The 15,023-nt window shown below is 71.2% G+C and carries 15 protein-coding genes; 6 read left to right on the forward strand and 9 right to left on the reverse strand.

Going from position 1 to position 15,023, the window contains the following annotated elements; all coding sequences use genetic code 11:
* Window positions 1–181: 181 nt before the first annotated feature.
* Window positions 182–1,903, reverse strand: coding sequence for a 2-isopropylmalate synthase (gene leuA, locus CCN33_RS03900; RefSeq protein WP_086691108.1), 1,722 nt, complete (start codon window positions 1,901–1,903; stop codon window positions 182–184).
* A 326-nt stretch (window positions 1,904–2,229) separates the two neighbouring features.
* Here leuA and CCN33_RS03910 point away from each other — a divergent pair, with 326 nt between their 5' ends.
* Genes CCN33_RS03910 through CCN33_RS03920 form a run of 3 tightly spaced genes read left to right on the forward strand, consistent with a single transcriptional unit; the run spans window position 2,230 to window position 4,973 of the window.
* Window positions 2,230–3,297, forward strand: coding sequence for a M4 family metallopeptidase (locus CCN33_RS03910; RefSeq protein WP_086691110.1), 1,068 nt, complete (start codon window positions 2,230–2,232; stop codon window positions 3,295–3,297).
* A gap of 23 nt (window positions 3,298–3,320) precedes the next feature.
* Window positions 3,321–3,587, forward strand: coding sequence for a protealysin inhibitor emfourin (locus CCN33_RS03915; RefSeq protein ID WP_086691112.1), 267 nt, complete (start codon window positions 3,321–3,323; stop codon window positions 3,585–3,587).
* Window positions 3,588–3,644: 57 nt separating this feature from the next.
* Window positions 3,645–4,973, forward strand: coding sequence for a GH1 family beta-glucosidase (locus tag CCN33_RS03920; RefSeq protein ID WP_167387765.1), 1,329 nt, complete (start codon window positions 3,645–3,647; stop codon window positions 4,971–4,973).
* A gap of 19 nt (window positions 4,974–4,992) precedes the next feature.
* Here the strand turns inward: CCN33_RS03920 and era are convergent, their stop codons facing one another.
* Complete coding sequence (gene era / locus CCN33_RS03925; protein ID WP_086691134.1) at window positions 4,993–5,946, reverse strand: GTPase Era; 954 nt, start codon at window positions 5,944–5,946, stop codon at window positions 4,993–4,995.
* Between the two features lie 180 nt (window positions 5,947–6,126).
* Here era and CCN33_RS03930 point away from each other — a divergent pair, with 180 nt between their 5' ends.
* Window positions 6,127–7,413, forward strand: a complete 1,287-nt coding sequence (locus CCN33_RS03930; protein WP_086691114.1) for an ammonium transporter — start codon at window positions 6,127–6,129, stop codon at window positions 7,411–7,413.
* Entirely contained in the window at window positions 7,410–7,748 is a 339-nt protein-coding gene (locus CCN33_RS03935; protein ID WP_086691116.1) for a P-II family nitrogen regulator, read from the forward strand. The genes CCN33_RS03930 and CCN33_RS03935 overlap by 4 nt, the downstream gene beginning before the upstream one ends.
* 21 nt (window positions 7,749–7,769) lie before the next feature.
* Here the strand turns inward: CCN33_RS03935 and CCN33_RS03940 are convergent, their stop codons facing one another.
* Both CCN33_RS03940 and CCN33_RS03945 read right to left on the reverse strand, forming a co-directional pair.
* Window positions 7,770–8,120 (reverse strand): cytidine/deoxycytidylate deaminase family protein, encoded by a 351-nt coding sequence (locus CCN33_RS03940; protein WP_086691118.1) that lies wholly within the window; start codon window positions 8,118–8,120, stop codon window positions 7,770–7,772.
* The gene (locus CCN33_RS03945; protein WP_086691120.1) at window positions 8,117–8,974 is read right to left on the reverse strand and encodes a helix-turn-helix transcriptional regulator; all 858 of its coding nucleotides are present in this window, start codon (window positions 8,972–8,974) and stop codon (window positions 8,117–8,119) included. The genes CCN33_RS03940 and CCN33_RS03945 overlap by 4 nt, the downstream gene beginning before the upstream one ends.
* Window positions 8,975–9,095: 121 nt before the next feature.
* On the opposite strand from CCN33_RS03945, the gene CCN33_RS03950 reads away from it, so the two are divergent.
* Window positions 9,096–10,505 carry an MFS transporter gene (locus CCN33_RS03950; RefSeq protein WP_086691122.1) on the forward strand — a complete coding sequence of 470 codons (1,410 nt, stop codon included), beginning with the start codon at window positions 9,096–9,098 and terminating at the stop codon, window positions 10,503–10,505.
* A gap of 3 nt (window positions 10,506–10,508) precedes the next feature.
* Here CCN33_RS03950 and CCN33_RS03955 read toward each other — a convergent pair whose 3' ends face one another.
* The 5 genes from CCN33_RS03955 to CCN33_RS03975 are packed head-to-tail and all read right to left on the reverse strand — an operon-like array spanning window position 10,509 to window position 14,806.
* Window positions 10,509–11,528: a S66 family peptidase gene (locus CCN33_RS03955; protein ID WP_086691124.1), complete on the reverse strand. Its 1,020-nt coding sequence runs from the start codon at window positions 11,526–11,528 to the stop codon at window positions 10,509–10,511.
* Window positions 11,529–11,572: 44 nt separating this feature from the next.
* Window positions 11,573–11,932 (reverse strand): MmcQ/YjbR family DNA-binding protein, encoded by a 360-nt coding sequence (locus tag CCN33_RS03960; protein WP_086691126.1) that lies wholly within the window; start codon window positions 11,930–11,932, stop codon window positions 11,573–11,575.
* On the reverse strand, window positions 11,929–13,227 hold the full coding sequence (locus CCN33_RS03965; RefSeq protein ID WP_086691128.1) for a hemolysin family protein: 1,299 nt from the start codon (window positions 13,225–13,227) through the stop codon (window positions 11,929–11,931). Before CCN33_RS03965 ends, CCN33_RS03960 begins: the two co-directional genes overlap by 4 nt.
* Before the next feature lie 16 nt (window positions 13,228–13,243).
* Complete coding sequence (gene ybeY, locus CCN33_RS03970) at window positions 13,244–13,741, reverse strand: rRNA maturation RNase YbeY (RefSeq protein WP_030814839.1); 498 nt, start codon at window positions 13,739–13,741, stop codon at window positions 13,244–13,246.
* Window positions 13,742–13,753: 12 nt separating this feature from the next.
* The gene (locus tag CCN33_RS03975) at window positions 13,754–14,806 is read right to left on the reverse strand and encodes a PhoH family protein (protein ID WP_086691130.1); all 1,053 of its coding nucleotides are present in this window, start codon (window positions 14,804–14,806) and stop codon (window positions 13,754–13,756) included.
* Between the last annotated feature and the right edge of the window lie 217 nt (window positions 14,807–15,023).

The following is a 15,023-nucleotide window of genomic DNA, read 5'->3' on the forward strand; positions in this document are numbered from 1 at the left end:
TCCGCACGTAACCACGCGGCAACATCGCCGCGTGGGCGTGATGTTAGCCACATCACGGAGTCGGAGTCAGCACCCCGGACGAGACCGGCCCGTGACCTGGGGCGTTGTCTGGCCGGAAGACGACGGTGCCCCGGCCGCCGTATACAGCGGGCGGGGCACCGAAGCGCCGGGTGGGGCGGGGTCAGCGGGTCGCGCGGTTCACCGCGGAGACGACCGCCTTCAGCGACGCACGTGTCGTGTTCGCGTCGATGCCGATGCCCCACAGCACCTTGTCGCCGACCGCGCACTCGATGTAGGAGGCGGCCTGCGCGGACGCGCCCTCGCTCATCGTGTGCTCCTGGTAGTCCAGCAGGCGTACGTCCACGCCGATCGACTGCAGCGCGTCGAAGAACGCGGAGATCGGGCCGTTGCCGGTACCGGTCAGCACGGTGTCCTCGCCGTCCACCGTCGCCTCCACGGTCAGCGTGTCCACGCCGTCCGTGTCGGTGGTCGACTGGCCGGTACGGACCTGGATACGGCCCCAGGGGTTCTCCGGGTTCGGCAGGTACTCGTCCTGGAAGGCGGCCCAGATGTCGCGCGGGGTGATCTCGCCGCCCTCGGCGTCCGTCTTGGCCTGGATGATCTTCGAGAACTCGATCTGCATCCGGCGCGGCAGCTCCAGCTTGTGGTCGTTCTTCAGGACGTACGACACACCGCCCTTGCCGGACTGCGAGTTGACCCGGATCACGGCCTCGTAGGAGCGGCCGACGTCCTTGGGGTCGATGGGCAGGTACGGCACCGCCCACTCCAGCTCGCCCACGCCGACACCCCGCGCGGCCGCATCGGCCTCCATCGCGTCGAAGCCCTTCTTGATGGCGTCCTGGTGGGAGCCGGAGAAGGACGTGTAGACCAGGTCGCCCACGTACGGGTGGCGCGGGTGGACCTCCATCTGGTTGCAGTACTCCCACGTGCGACGGATCTCGTCGATGTCGGAGAAGTCGATCTGGGGGTCGACGCCCTGCGAGAACAGGTTCATGCCCAGGGTGACCAGGTCGACGTTGCCGGTGCGCTCGCCCTGGCCGAACAGGCAGCCCTCGACCCGGTCGGCGCCGGCCATCAGCGCCAGCTCGGCTGCGGCCACGGCGGTGCCCCGGTCGTTGTGCGGGTGCACGGACAGGACGACGTGCTCGCGGCGGGAGAGGTTGCGGTGCATCCACTCGAACCGGTCGGCGTGCGTGGACGGGGTCGAACGCTCCACGGTGGCGGGCAGGTTGAGGATGATCTCGCGGCCCGGACCGGGCTGGTAGACGTCCATCACCGCCTCGCAGACCTCCAGGGCGAAGTCCAGCTCGGTGTCGGTGAAGATCTCCGGGCTGTACTGGTACCCGAACTCGGTCTCCGGGCCCAGCAGCTTCTCCGCGTACTCCACGACCAGGCGGGTGCCGTCGACCGCGATCTGCTTGATGTCCTCCTTGGAGCCCCGGAAGACCACCCGGCGGAAGACGGGCGCGGTGGCGTTGTACAGGTGGACGGTGGCGCGGCGGGCGCCCTTCAGGGACTCCACGGTCCGCTCGATCAGGTCCTCGCGGGCCTGGGTGAGGACGGAGATCGTCACGTCCTCGGGGATCGCGCCCTCCTCCTCGATGATGGAGCGCACGAAGTCGAAGTCGGTCTGGCCGGATGCGGGGAAGCCGACCTCGATCTCCTTGTAGCCCATCTTCACCAGCTGGTCGAACATCCGGCGCTTGCGCTCGGGCGACATCGGGTCGATCAGTGCCTGGTTGCCGTCGCGCAGGTCGGTGGAGAGCCAGCGGGGGGCCACGGTGACGCGCTTGCCGGGCCAGGTGCGGTCGGGGATGTCGACCTGCTCGTACTGGCCGTAGCGCTGGAACGGCATGGGGCTGGGCTGCTGGCGGTTCGCCATGATCGCGTGGGCTCCTCGGAAAGTCCTTGGGACGGCCGACGACGCAACGCCAAAAGCACCGCGGGGAGGGGGTCGGCCTTGCTTACAGGCCCTCGCCGCGGCAGCTAAGGAGAAGCAGCCCGAAACGCATGATGCTGTGCAGCCTAGCCGAGGCCCGCCGGACGCGCGGGGGCGTATCAGCATGCGGAACCGGTACGGGGGACGTGGGCTCGTGATGAGGGTCCATACCACTCGGTGACGGGGAGTGACGAGAGATATCACCGTATTTCATCCGTCACGGTCACACCTAGTGACATGACCATCGCCCGGTGCGACCATTTATTGGCATGACGACCAACGGGGGCCATGAGCCCGTCTTCTGCACCATCGTGCCGCCGCACCTCCTCGACAAGCTCGCGCGCGACTCCGACCCGGCACTGTCCGGCCCGGCCCGCCGCTCCCTGGAGCGGGACGCCCTGGAGCGCACCCGCCGCCGGCTGACCACCGTGATCGGCGGGCAGGCCCCTGCTGCCGCCCCCGCCGACGGGGACCAGCCGGACCGCACCATCTTCGACGCCGGGCACAAACAGCACCTGCCCGGCAAGAAGGTCCGCACCGAGGGCTCCGAGCCGGGCTCCGACGCCACGGTCAACCGGGCCTACGCGGGCCTGGGTGCCACCTTCGAGCTGTATCTGAAGGTGTACGGCCGCCACTCCATCGACGGCCAGGGCCTCCCGCTCAACGCCACGGTCCACTTCGACAAGGACTACGACAACGCCTTCTGGAACGGCGAGCAGATGGTGTTCGGCGACGGGGACGGCGAGATCTTCCTCGACTTCACCATCCCGGTCGACGTCATCGGCCACGAACTCACCCACGGCGTCACGCAGTACACCGCCAACCTCGCCTACTTCGGCCAGTCCGGCGCGCTCAACGAGTCGCTGTCCGACGTGTTCGGCTCGCTGATCAAGCAGTACACGCTCCGCCAGACCGCCGCCGAGGCGGACTGGCTGATCGGCGCCGGCCTGCTCGCCCCGCGCGTCCAGGGCCAGGCCCTGCGCTCGATGAAGGCCCCGGGCACCGCGTACGACGACGACGTGCTCGGCAAGGACCCCCAGCCCGCCGACATGCAGCACTACGTGCACACCGGCCGGGACAACGGCGGCGTCCACATCAACTCCGGCATCCCCAACCACGCCTTCTACCTCGCGGCCACCGCGATCGGCGGCTACGCCTGGGAGAAGACCGGCCAGATCTGGTACGACGTGCTGACCGGCGGCAAGCTCAAGGAGGACGCCCAGTTCGCCGACTTCGCCACGCTGACCGTGAAGGCCGCCCGCGAGCGGTTCGGCGCGGGCGCCGAACTCCAGGCGGTGGAGAAGGCGTGGGAGGAAGTGGGGGTGGAGACGCTGTAGCCGCTGTGCCGGACACTGGGGCCATGCGTATCCAAGTACGGCGTACCGGCGGCTTCGCGGGCATCGAGCGGCAGGCGGAGGTGGACACCTCCGGGCGCGCCGACGCGGCGGAGTGGCGCACCCTGGCCGACCAGGCCCTGGCCGCCGCACCGGACACCCCCGTACCGGGTGTCCCGGACGGCTTCCACTACGAGATCACGGTGGACGGCCGCACCGTCCACGCGGCCGACCCCCGGCTGACCGAGGCCCAGCGGGAGTTGGTGTCGCGCGTGCTGAAGGAGGGTGCCTAGGGGGTGTCTCGCCGGCCCGGAGCGACGCGGCGTTGACGCGGCGGGGGCCGGGTGCGGATGATCCGGCCCATGGTGACGGACGCGCACGGCCCTCTCCCCCGCTTCCCCGACGGCTTCCTGTGGGGGGTGTCGACCTCGGCGCACCAGATCGAGGGCGCCGCCGACCTGCGCGAACCCTCCGTGTGGGACGTGTTCACGGCCGAGCCGGGCCGGGTGAAGGACGGCTCGACCGCAGCCGTGGCCTGCGACCACTACCACCGCTATCCGGAGGACGTGGCCCTGCTGGCCGGCCTCGGCGTGGACGCGTACCGCTTCTCAGTCTCTTGGCCGCGCGTCAACTCCCCCGGCGGGCCGGACTTCTACGACCGGCTGGTGGACGCGCTGTGCGAGGCGGGGGTGAAGCCGGTGCCGACGCTGTTCCACTGGGATCTGCCGGCCGGGCTCGACTGGCTGGACCGGGACACCGCGCACCGGTTCGCGGACCACGTCTCCCGTGTCGCGGCCCGCCTCGGGGATCGCGTACCGCGCTGGATCACCCTCAACGAGCCCGCCGAGCACACCCTGTTGGGCCACGCGCTGGGCACCCACGCCCCCGGCAAGGCCCTGCTCTTCGACGCGCTCCCGGCCGCCCACCACCAGCTCCTCGCGCACGGCCTGGCGGTACGGGCGCTGCGCGCGGCCGGGGCGACGGACATCGGCATCGCCAACTCCCACTCCCCCGTGGAGCCCGCCTCCGCCGACCCGGCGGACGTGGAGGCGGCCGGCTTCTACGACCTGCTCCTCAACCGCCTCTTCGCCGAACCCGTCCTCCTGGGCGCGTACCCGGACGGCACGTCCGCCTTGATGCCCGAGGGCGCCGAGGACGACCTGCGGATCATCGCGGAACCACTGGACTGGTACGGGATCAACTACTACGCCCCGGCGCGCGTGGGTGCCCCCCAGGGCGAGCCCACCGAGTTCGGCGGTGTGCCGCTGCCCGCCGAACTCCCCTTTTCACTGCGGGAGTTCGAGGGTGTCCCGGTGACCGACTTCGGCTGGCCGGTCGTCCCCGAGGCGCTGACCGGCCTGCTGACCGGGCTCCGGGACCGCTACGGCGACCGGCTCCCGCCCCTCGTCATCACCGAGAACGGCTGCTCCTACGACGGGCTGGACGACCAGGACCGCATCGCCTACCTGGACGGCCATGTCCGCGCGGTCCACGCCGCGCTCACCGAAGGGGTCGACGTGCGCGGCTACTTCGTGTGGTCGCTGCTGGACAACTTCGAGTGGGCCGAGGGCTACGCCCGCCGCTTCGGCCTGGTGGACGTGGACTTCGCCACGCTGCGGCGGACCCCGAAGGCGTCGTACCACTGGTACCGGGACCTGCTGCGGGCGCAGCGGGGCTGAAGGCTCAGCGGGCGCGGGCTCAGAAACCGAGCTTGCGGAGCTGCTTGGGGTCGCGCTGCCAGTCCTTGGCGACCTTCACGTGCAGGTCGAGGAAGACGGGCGTACCGAGCAGGGCCTCGATCTGCTTGCGGGACTTGATGCCGACGTCCTTCAGCCGCTTGCCCTTGGGGCCGATGATGATCCCCTTCTGGCTGGGCCGCTCGATGTAGACGTTGGCGTGGATGTCGAGCAGGGGCCGGTCGGCCGGGCGGTCCTCGCGCGGGAGCATCTCCTCCACGACGACGGCGATGGAGTGCGGCAGTTCGTCGCGCACGCCCTCCAGCGCGGCCTCGCGGATCAGCTCCGCGATCATGACCTGCTCGGGCTCGTCGGTGAGGTCGCCCTCGGGGTAGAGCGCGGGACCCTCGGGGAGCAGCGGCACGATCAGGTCGGCCAGCAGGCCCACCTGCTTGCCACCGGTCGCCGACACCGGCACGATCTCGGCCCACTCGAAGCCCAGCTCCTTGCCGAGCTGGTCGATGGCGATGAGCTGCTCGGCGAGGGTCTTGGAGTCGACCAGGTCGGTCTTGGTGACGATGGCGACCTTGGGGGTCTTCTTGATCCCGGCCAGCTCCTTGGCGATGAAGCGGTCGCCGGGGCCGATCTTCTCGTTCGCCGGGAGGCAGAAGCCGATCACGTCGACCTCGGCCCAGGTCGTGCGCACCACGTCGTTCAGCCGCTCGCCCAGCAGGGTGCGCGGCTTGTGGAGGCCGGGGGTGTCGACCAGGATCAGCTGGGCGTCGTCCCGGTGCACGATGCCGCGCACGGTGTGCCGGGTGGTCTGCGGCTGGTCGGCGGTGATGGCCACCTTCTGCCCGACCAGAGCGTTCGTGAGGGTGGACTTGCCCGCGTTGGGTCGGCCCACGAAGCACGCGAAGCCTGCGCGGTGGGCGTTCTCGCCCGACCGCTCGGATGACTGGGTACGAACGCTCATGCCGACCATTCTCCCTGATCCGCGAGCCCGTGCCGCACGGGCGTCCGCCACACCTCCGCGACCAGCGTCTCAGGGCGCCGGAGCGGGCCGAAACCTGCCGGAAACGCCCCTGTAGGCGACCGGAAACGCGTACCCGTGACCCTCTGACGAGCCCGCTCCCCCGGATCACTGGAGACGCCCGTGACTCTCGCCGCCGCGCACGCGGACAGCGGTGACACCGCCTGGCTGCTCGCCGCCACCGCCCTGGTGCTGCTGATGACACCGGGCCTGGCCCTCTTCTACGGCGGCATGGTCCGCGCGAAGAGCGTCCTCAACATGCTGATGATGAGCTTCGTGTCCATCGCCCTGGTCACCGTGGTCTGGCTGGTGGCCGGCTACTCCCTCGCGTTCACCGGCGACATCGGCGGCGGGCTGCTCGGCGGGCTGGGGAACGCCGGGATGGCCGGGGTGAGCCCGGCGAGTCTGCACGGCAGCGTCCCCACCCTGCTCTTCGCCACCTTCCAGCTGACCTTCGCCGTCATCACGGCGGCCCTGATCAGCGGCGCGGTCGCGGACCGCACCCGGTTCGGGGCCTGGCTGGTGCTGGTGCCGGTGTGGACGCTGCTCGTATACGTTCCGGTCACGCACTGGGTGTGGGGGCCGGGCGGGTGGATCGGGCAGAAGCTGGGGGCGCTGGACTTCGCGGGCGGTCTGCCGGTCGAGATCACGTCCGGGGCCTCGGGGCTCGCGCTGTGCCTGGTGCTCGGACCCCGGCTGGGCTTCAAGAAGGACGCCATGCGGCCGCACAGCCTGCCGATGGTGATGCTCGGTGCCGGGCTGCTGTGGTTCGGCTGGTTCGGCTTCAACGCGGGCTCCGCGCTCGGCGCGAACGGGCTCGCCGCGGCCGCCTTCCTCAACACCATGGCCGCCGGCTGCACCGGTCTGCTGGGCTGGCTGCTGGTCGAGCAGAAGCGGGACGGCCATCCCACCACCCTGGGCGCCGCCTCCGGCGCGGTCGCGGGGCTGGTCGCCATCACCCCGTCCTGCGGGACGGTCCCGCTGCTCGGCGCGCTGGCCGTCGGCCTGGCCGCCGGTGTCGTCTGCTCGTACGCGGTGGGCTGGAAGTTCAGGCTCGACTACGACGACTCCCTCGACGTCGTCGGCGTCCACCTGGTCGGCGGGGTGATCGGCACGCTGCTGATCGGCCTGTTCGCGGACAAGACCCTGACCGGCGGCGCGGAAGGGCTGCTGTACGGCGGCGGACTCGGGCTGCTGGGGCGCCAGCTCGTCGCGGTCCTCGCGGTCGCCGGATACGCCTTCGCGGTGACGTACGGGCTCGGCAGGCTGCTCGACCGCACGATCGGGCTGCGCGCGAGCGAGGAGGAGGAACGCACCGGGCTCGACCTTACGGTGCACGCCGAGACGGCCTACGATCACGGGGTCCTGGGCCATGGCGCCCCCGTCCGGAAAGCCGAGAGCCCCGCATGAAGCTCATCACCGCCGTCGTGAAGCCCTACCGTCTGGACGAGGTGAAGTCCGCCCTCCGCGACCTCGGCATCGACGGCCTCACCGTCACCGAGGCCAGCGGCTACGGCCGCCAGCGCGGCCACACCGAGGTCTACCGGGGCGCGGAGTACGTGGTGGACCTCGTCCCCAAGGTCCGCCTGGAACTGGTCGTCGAGGACGCGGTGGCCGAGGAGGCGATCGACGCCATCGTGGAGGCCGCGAGGACGGGCAGGATCGGGGACGGCAAGGTGTGGTCCGTGCCGGTGGAGACGGTGGTGCGGGTCAGGACCGGCGAGCGGGGACCGGACGCGTTGTGACCGGTCCCCGGACTGCTCGCGTCAGCCGGTCGTGACGGTCGACGTGACGACACCGTCCGCACCGGCGAGCAGCACGGGCGTGCCCGCGCCACCGAGGTCGGCCACCGCGGCCAGGTCCTCCGCCGGAAGATCCCCCGCCGCGCTGACGACGGCCGCCGCCTCCAGGGACTCCGCCCCGGAGGCCACCGCCATGGCGACAGCCGTACGCAGCGCGCTGAGCCGAAGCGAGGGGAGGGACACCGTCCCGGCCGCGTACGTGCGGCCCGTGGAGTCCCGTACGGCGGCCCCCTCCGGGACCCCGTTCCGTGCCCGCACCGACCGGGCCAGGGTCACGATCTTGCGGTCCTCTGGATCAAGCTCGTTCTCGCTCATGCCCCGAGCATACGAACCCCGTCGGACCCGTTCGCCAGCCACTCCAGCTTCGCCGCGGTGTCCGCCTCCGGCAGCGGGGTGTGCAGCACGATCAGCAGGTCGGGCCGGGCCGGCACCCGCATGGCCGTGGACTCCACCGCCAGCAGCCCGGCACGGGGATGCATCAGCTCCTTGCGGATCTGCCCCTGGTCCTCGATGTCCCGCTCGGCCCACAGCGCGTTGAACTCCGGGCTGACGGCGCTCACTTCGTCCAGCACCGCCCGGAACCCCTCGTCCTCGGGGTGCGCCGCGCAGGCCGCCCGGAACTGCGCGACGACCGTACGCGCGTTGGCCTCCCAGCTCAGCGTGCGGCCGCGGAACAGCGGGTCGGCGAAGAAGTCGACCAGGCAGTTCCGAGGGGTGGACCCCTCCCCCATGCCGAACACCGCGGTCGCCGCCGCGTTGTACATCACGCAGTTGTAGTAGCGGTCCATGATGTGCGCCGGGTACGGCATCCAGGTGTCGATCAGCCGTCGCAGCCCGTCGCACATGTCCCGGCGCCCCGCGACGACTTCGGGCGCGGGCGGGTTGAGGCCGGCCAGCAGATAGAGGTGCCGCACCTCGGCGTCGCTCAGCCGCAGCACCCGCGAGACCGCCTCGAGCACCTGCGGGGAGACGGAGATGTCCCGCCCCTGCTCCAGCCACTGGTACCAGGAGGCGCTCACCCCGGCCAGCACCGCGACCTCCTCCCGGCGCAGCCCGGGCGTGCGGCGCCGGGCGCCGCCGAGCGGGAGTCCGGCCTCCTGCGGGGTGATCCGGGCACGCCGGGACACCAGGAACTCCCGCAGTTCGGTGCGCCGTTCATTCCTCGGCATGCTCGTCACGCTCGCCGTCGCAGCCACGTCCCCGTCCCCCTCGTCGCCGTGTCTGGTGGTGCCACCACCACCATAAGTTCCGACTCCCCTCGTTTCTTCCGGCCGTCGGAAGCTCTTTGCCATGGCGATCGACACCCCAGTCCCCGTAACTCCCCCTACCGACCTGCCCGTCGGCCCCGTCCGGCTCTCGGCGCGTGACCGGCTCGTCCTGTTCGTGCTCTGCGCGGCCCAGTTCATGGTCGCCCTCGACTTCTCGGTGCTGAACGTGGCGCTGCCCGAGCTGGGCACCGGCCTCGGCATGAGCCGCACGGCCCTGCAGTGGGCGGTCACCGCGTTCGCGCTGCCGTCCGGCGGTTTCCTGCTGCTGTTCGGCCGCGTCGGCGACCTCTTCGGCCGCCGCAGGCTGTTCCTGGCGGGGCTCACCCTGTTCGGCGCCGCCTCGCTGCTGGCGGCCCTGGCCTGGGACCCGGCGTCCTTCCTCACCGGCCGCGCCCTCCAGGGGCTCGGCGCGGCGGCGATCGTGCCGACCGGCATGTCGCTGCTGACGACCACCTTCCCCGAGGGCCCGGCCCGCGACCGCGCGCTCGGCATCTCCGGCACACTGCTGTCGCTGGGCTTCACCACGGGCATGATCGCGGGCGGCGCGCTGACCGACGCCCTCGGCTGGCGCTCCACGATGGCGCTGCTGGCCGTGTTCGCGCTGATCGTACTGCCGCTCGCGCCGGGGCTGCTGCCCGAGTCCCGTACCCCCGAGCGCCCCCGGCTGGACGTGCCGGGCGCCGTCACCGTCACCGCCGGTCTGCTGTCCCTGATCTACGCCCTGTCCACCGCCGCCGCCCGGGGCTTCGGCCGGGCGGACGTCCTGACCGCCCTGGTGGCCGGGCTCGCGCTGCTGACCGCGTTCGGCGTGATCGAGTCCCGTACGGCCGCGCCGCTGGTCTCGCTGCCGATGCTGCACCGCCGCACGGTGGCGTGGGGCAACCTGGGCGGGCTGGTCACCTTCTCGATGATGTCGGCCGTGGTGTTCGCCCTCACCCTGTACCTCCAGGAGGTCCTGCGGCTGTCGGCGTTCGAGACGGGGCTGGTCTTCGGGGTGCAGGGCGTGCTGTCGGCGGTGGCGGGCGTGCTGGCGCCGAGGGTGATCGGCCGGTTCGGCGCCCGGCGCACGCTGGCCGGCTCGCTGGCCGGGCAGGGACTCCTCACCGCCGCCCTGCTGCCGCTGAGCGCCGGGGGCTGGTCGGTGTGGCTGGCCGTGACCGCCGTGTCCCTGGCCAGCATGTGCCACCTCGGCGCGATCATCTCGTACGGCCTCACCGTCACCTCGGGTGTGGCGGACGGTGAACAGGGGCTGGCGACCGGGCTGGTGACCTCCACCCAGCAGGTCAGCCTCACGGTCGGGGTGCCCCTGCTGGGCGTGCTGGCCACCACCACCGACGACCTGCTGGCCGGAGTCCACACGGTGATCGGCCTGTCCGCGGCGATCGTGCTGGGCGCTTCCGCCCTGATCGCCCTCGGGCTGCGCAGGGCCTGAACCTCAGTCCAGGGTCTGGGTGATCGCGCTGCGCGCGGCCGTGTGCTCCACGCGGCCGCGCGCGCCGTTGACCAGCGGAAGGTACGGGGCGACATGCCCGCACTCCACGTCGGCGACGATCGGCACGCCCAGCGGGCCGAGCGCGTCGAGCACCGCCTCGTGCTGGGTCAGGGTGGAGCTGTCCGGGGCCTTGGTGCGGCCGACCAGGATCGCGGCGGCCCGGTCGAAGAACCCGGCGAGCCGCATCCCGTGCAGGTTCCGGCAGATGCTGAAGGCGCCGTCCTCGCAGGCCTCCACGTACACCAACAGCGGCTCACCGGGCGCGAGTCCGGCGGTGTCCAGGTAGGGAGTCCCGGCGAGGTTGGCCAGGATCTCGACGCAGCCGCCGATGAGGCGCCCGCTGACGTCCACGTCCCCGGTGCCGTCCAGCCGGGTCCAGGTGCCCTCGGTGTCCAGCCTCGGATCACGAACGTCGGGGTGGCGGGCGAAGTCGTCCCAGCCGCCGGAGCGGTACCGGCCGGGCGGGGTCTGGGTGAACGGGCCGCCCTGCGGCGCCTCCACGACGTCCAGCCAGGACAGCAGACCCTCAGGGGTCCCGTAGGGGGTCTCCATGAGGTTGTTGCCGTGCACGGTGGGCAGCCCGGAGCGCAGCGTCAGGGGCGCGAGCAGGCCCGAGACGTCGGAGTAGCCGACGACCCAGGTCGGCTCGGCCCGGCCGATCTCCGCGAAGTCCAGCAGCGGCAGCAGGTCGACGCCGGTCTCGCCGCCCCACGGGGGCACCACGGCCCGGATCGCCGGGTCGGTGAGCATCGCCGTGAGTTCGGCGGCCCGCTCGGCGGCCGGGGCGCTCACATGACCGGAGCCGTCCATGCACCGGCCCACCGTCACCTCGTACCCGCGCGCCCTCAGGTCGGCCACGGCCACGTCGAGCCGGCCGCGCAGGGCGTCCGGGACCCCGCTGGAGGGCGAGGTCACGCCGATTCGGTCTCCGGGGCGCAGGGGGCGGGGGTAGCGAGGGGTCATGCGGCGGATTCTGACACGGGGTCACCACAGGCCCGTAGGGGTTTTCAGGGGCGGTCGAGCTTCAGCCGCTCGGCCCTGGGCAGGCCCGCCACGACGAGGTCGTAGGAGTCCTCGACCAGTTCCTTGACCAGGGCGTCGGGCAGGCCGGCGTCCACCGTGACGGTGTTCCAGTGCCGCTTGTTCATGTGGTAGCCCGGCACGATCAGGCCCTCGTGGTCGGCGCGGAGGCGCTGGGCGTCCTCCGGGTCGCACTTGAGGTTGACCGTCAGGGGCCGCGCGTCCAGCGCCGCGAGGGCGAACATCTTGCCCAGCACCTTGAAGACCGAGGTGTCCGGGTTGAAGGGGAACTCCTCCTCCACCGCGTTGAAGGACAGGCAGAGGGCGCGCAGCTCCTGGGGCTTCATTCCGTGCTCTCCTCCCGCGCCGGGACCCCGGCGGGCTCGACCAGTACCGTCACGATCTTGTTCCGGCGTCCGGCGGCGGCCTCGGCGGTCAGCTTCAGCCGTCGCTCGTCGGGCAGTTCGACCTCGGCGCTCGCGCCGGCGATGGGCACGCGGCCCAGTGCCTTCGCAAGCAGTCCGCCTACGGTTTCCACGTCCTCGTCGTCGTACTCCTCCAGCCCGTACAGCTCACCGAGGTCGGTGATGTCCAGGCGGGCGGTGACCCGGTGGCGGCCCTCGCCGAGATCCTCCACGGGCGGGAGCTCACGGTCGTACTCGTCGGTGATCTCGCCGACGATCTCCTCCAGGATGTCCTCGATGGTGACGATCCCGGCCGTGCCGCCGTACTCGTCGATGACGACGGCGACGTGGTTGCGTTCCTTCTGCATCTCGCGCAGCAGGTCGCCCGCGTTCTTGGTGTCGGGGACGAAGACGGCGGGGCGCATCGCGGTGGACACCAGGTCGTTCTCGGCGTCGCGGTTGATGTGCGTCTTGCGGACCAGGTCCTTCAGATACACGATGCCGACGATGTCGTCCTCGCTCTCCCCGGTGACCGGGATGCGGGAGAACCCGGAGCGCAGGGCGAGGGTGAGGGCCTGCCGGATGGTCTTGTACCGCTCGATGACGACCAGGTCGGTGCGCGGGACCATCACCTCGCGGACCAGGGTGTCCCCCAGCTCGAAGACGGAGTGCACCATGCGGCGCTCCTCGTCCTCGATCAGCGACTCCTGCTCGGCGAGGTCGACCATGGCGCGCAGCTCCGCCTCGGAGGCGAAGGGGCCGCGCCGGAAGCCCTTGCCGGGAGTGAGGGCGTTGCCGATGAGGATGAGCAGCGAGGGCACGGGGCCCATCACACGGGCCAGCGGCAGCAGCACGTAGGCGGCCGCGGTGGCGGTGGAGAGGGGGTGCTGGCGGCCGATGGTGCGGGGCGAGACGCCGACGGCGACGTACGACACCAGCACCATCACCGCGATGGCGACCAGCAGGGCCTGCCAGGTGGCGTCGAAGGCACGCAGGCAGGCGTAGGTGACGAGGGCGGCGGCGGCCATCTCGCAGGCGACGCGGACCAGCAGGGCCACATTGAGATAGCGGGTGGGGTCGGCGGCGACCTGCGCCAGCTTGGCGCTGCCCCGGCGGCCGGACTTGACGGCCTCCTCGGCGCGGAAGCTGGAGACGCGGGCGATGCCCGCCTCGGCGCAGGCGGCGAGCCAGGCCACGACGATCAACGCGACCGCGCCGACCACGATCTGCGGACTCATCGAGGTACCGGCCGCCCTACGAGACGGTCGGCGCCGGGGACGGCCCGGTCAGGCCGCGCTCGGCCCGCCAGCCGTCGACGATGGCGGCCTGGAGGCCGAACATCTCGGCCTTCTCGTCCGGTTCCTCGTGGTCGTAGCCGAGGAGGTGCAGGACGCCGTGGACGGTGAGGAGCTGGAGTTCCTCGTCCATGGAGTGCTGGGTGGGGGCGTCCTTGCCCTGCTGGGCCGCGACCTCCGGGCACAGGACGATGTCGCCGAGGAGACCCTGCGGGGGTTCCTCGTCGTCCTTGCCCGGCGGTCGCAGTTCGTCCATCGGGAACGACATGACATCCGTCGGTCCCGGCAGGTCCATCCACTGGATGTGGAGCTGCTCCATGGCGTCGGCGTCCACGACGATCACCGACAGTTCGGAGAGCGGGTGGATGCGCATCCGGGCGAGCGCGTAGCGGGCGATGTCGAGCACCGCCTGCTCGTCCACCTCGGTGCCGGATTCGTTGTTGACGTCGATCGACATGGTCGTGCTGGTCTACTTCCCCTTGGAGCCCTTGGCGCCGGTCTTGCCCGTGCCCTCGTGGCTGTCGTACTTCTCGTACGCGTCGACGATACGGCCCACCAGCTTGTGCCGGACGACGTCCTGGGAGGAGAGGCGGGAGAAGTGGACGTCCTCGACGCCCTCCAGGATGTCCTGCACCTGGCGCAGACCGCTCTTGGTGCCGCCGGGGAGGTCGACCTGGGTGACGTCACCGGTGATGACGATCTTGGAGTCGAAGCCGAGGCGGGTGAGGAACATCTTCATCTGCTCGGGGCTGGTGTTCTGGGCCTCGTCCAGGATGATGAAGGCGTCGTTCAAGGTCCGGCCACGCATGTACGCGAGCGGGGCGACCTCGATCGTGCCCGCCGCCATCAGACGCGGGATCGAGTCGGGGTCGAGCATGTCGTGCAGCGCGTCGTAGAGCGGGCGCAGGTACGGGTCGATCTTCTCGTACAGGGTGCCGGGGAGGAAGCCGAGGCGTTCGCCTGCCTCGACCGCGGGGCGGGTCAGGATGATGCGGTTGACCTGCTTGGACTGGAGCGCCTGTACGGCCTTCGCCATGGCGAGGTAGGTCTTGCCGGTACCGGCGGGGCCGATGCCGAAGACGATGGTGTGCTTGTCGATGGCGTCGACGTAGCGCTTCTGGTTCAGGGTCTTGGGGCGGATCGTGCGGCCGCGCGAGGACAGGATGTTCTGCGTCAGCACCTCGGCCGGGGTCTCGGGGCCGTCGCTCGTCCCGTTGTCGCTCGCCTTGAGCATGGCGATCGAGCGTTCCACTGCGTCCTCCGTCATCGGCTGCCCGGTGCGGAGCACCAGCATCATCTCGTCGAAAACGCGCTGGATGAGGGCGACTTCCGCCGGGTCGCCGACCGCGCTGATCTCGTTGCCCCGGACGTGGATGTCGGCCCCCGGGAAGGCCTTCTCGATCACGCGCAGGAGGGAGTCGCCGGAGCCCAGCACGGTCACCATCGGGTGCTGTGCGGGAACGCTGATCCGTGCTCTCGCCTGGTCCTGCGCGGAGGTGTGAGCTGTCGGTGTCTGAGTCATGGGCCGGCGCTGATGGCCTGCGATTCCTCCTCATCCCGGCCACCCCCAACGGCGGCCTCGGCTTCTCCAGCGTACGCCGCTCCCCCGTCAACCCCGCAGCGGTTTTCACCCACGAGAGTGCCTGCGGCGCTTCAGCGGGTGAGGAGGGTGGTCGGCGGGGCGGGACGAGAAGGCGCCGGTCTGTCGGCGGGCGGCGGAGAGGGCCGGTGCCTCGGGG

The sequence above is a fragment of the Streptomyces recifensis genome, assembly GCF_002154615.1.
Taxonomy (GTDB): Bacteria; Actinomycetota; Actinomycetes; order Streptomycetales; family Streptomycetaceae; genus Streptomyces; species Streptomyces griseoluteus.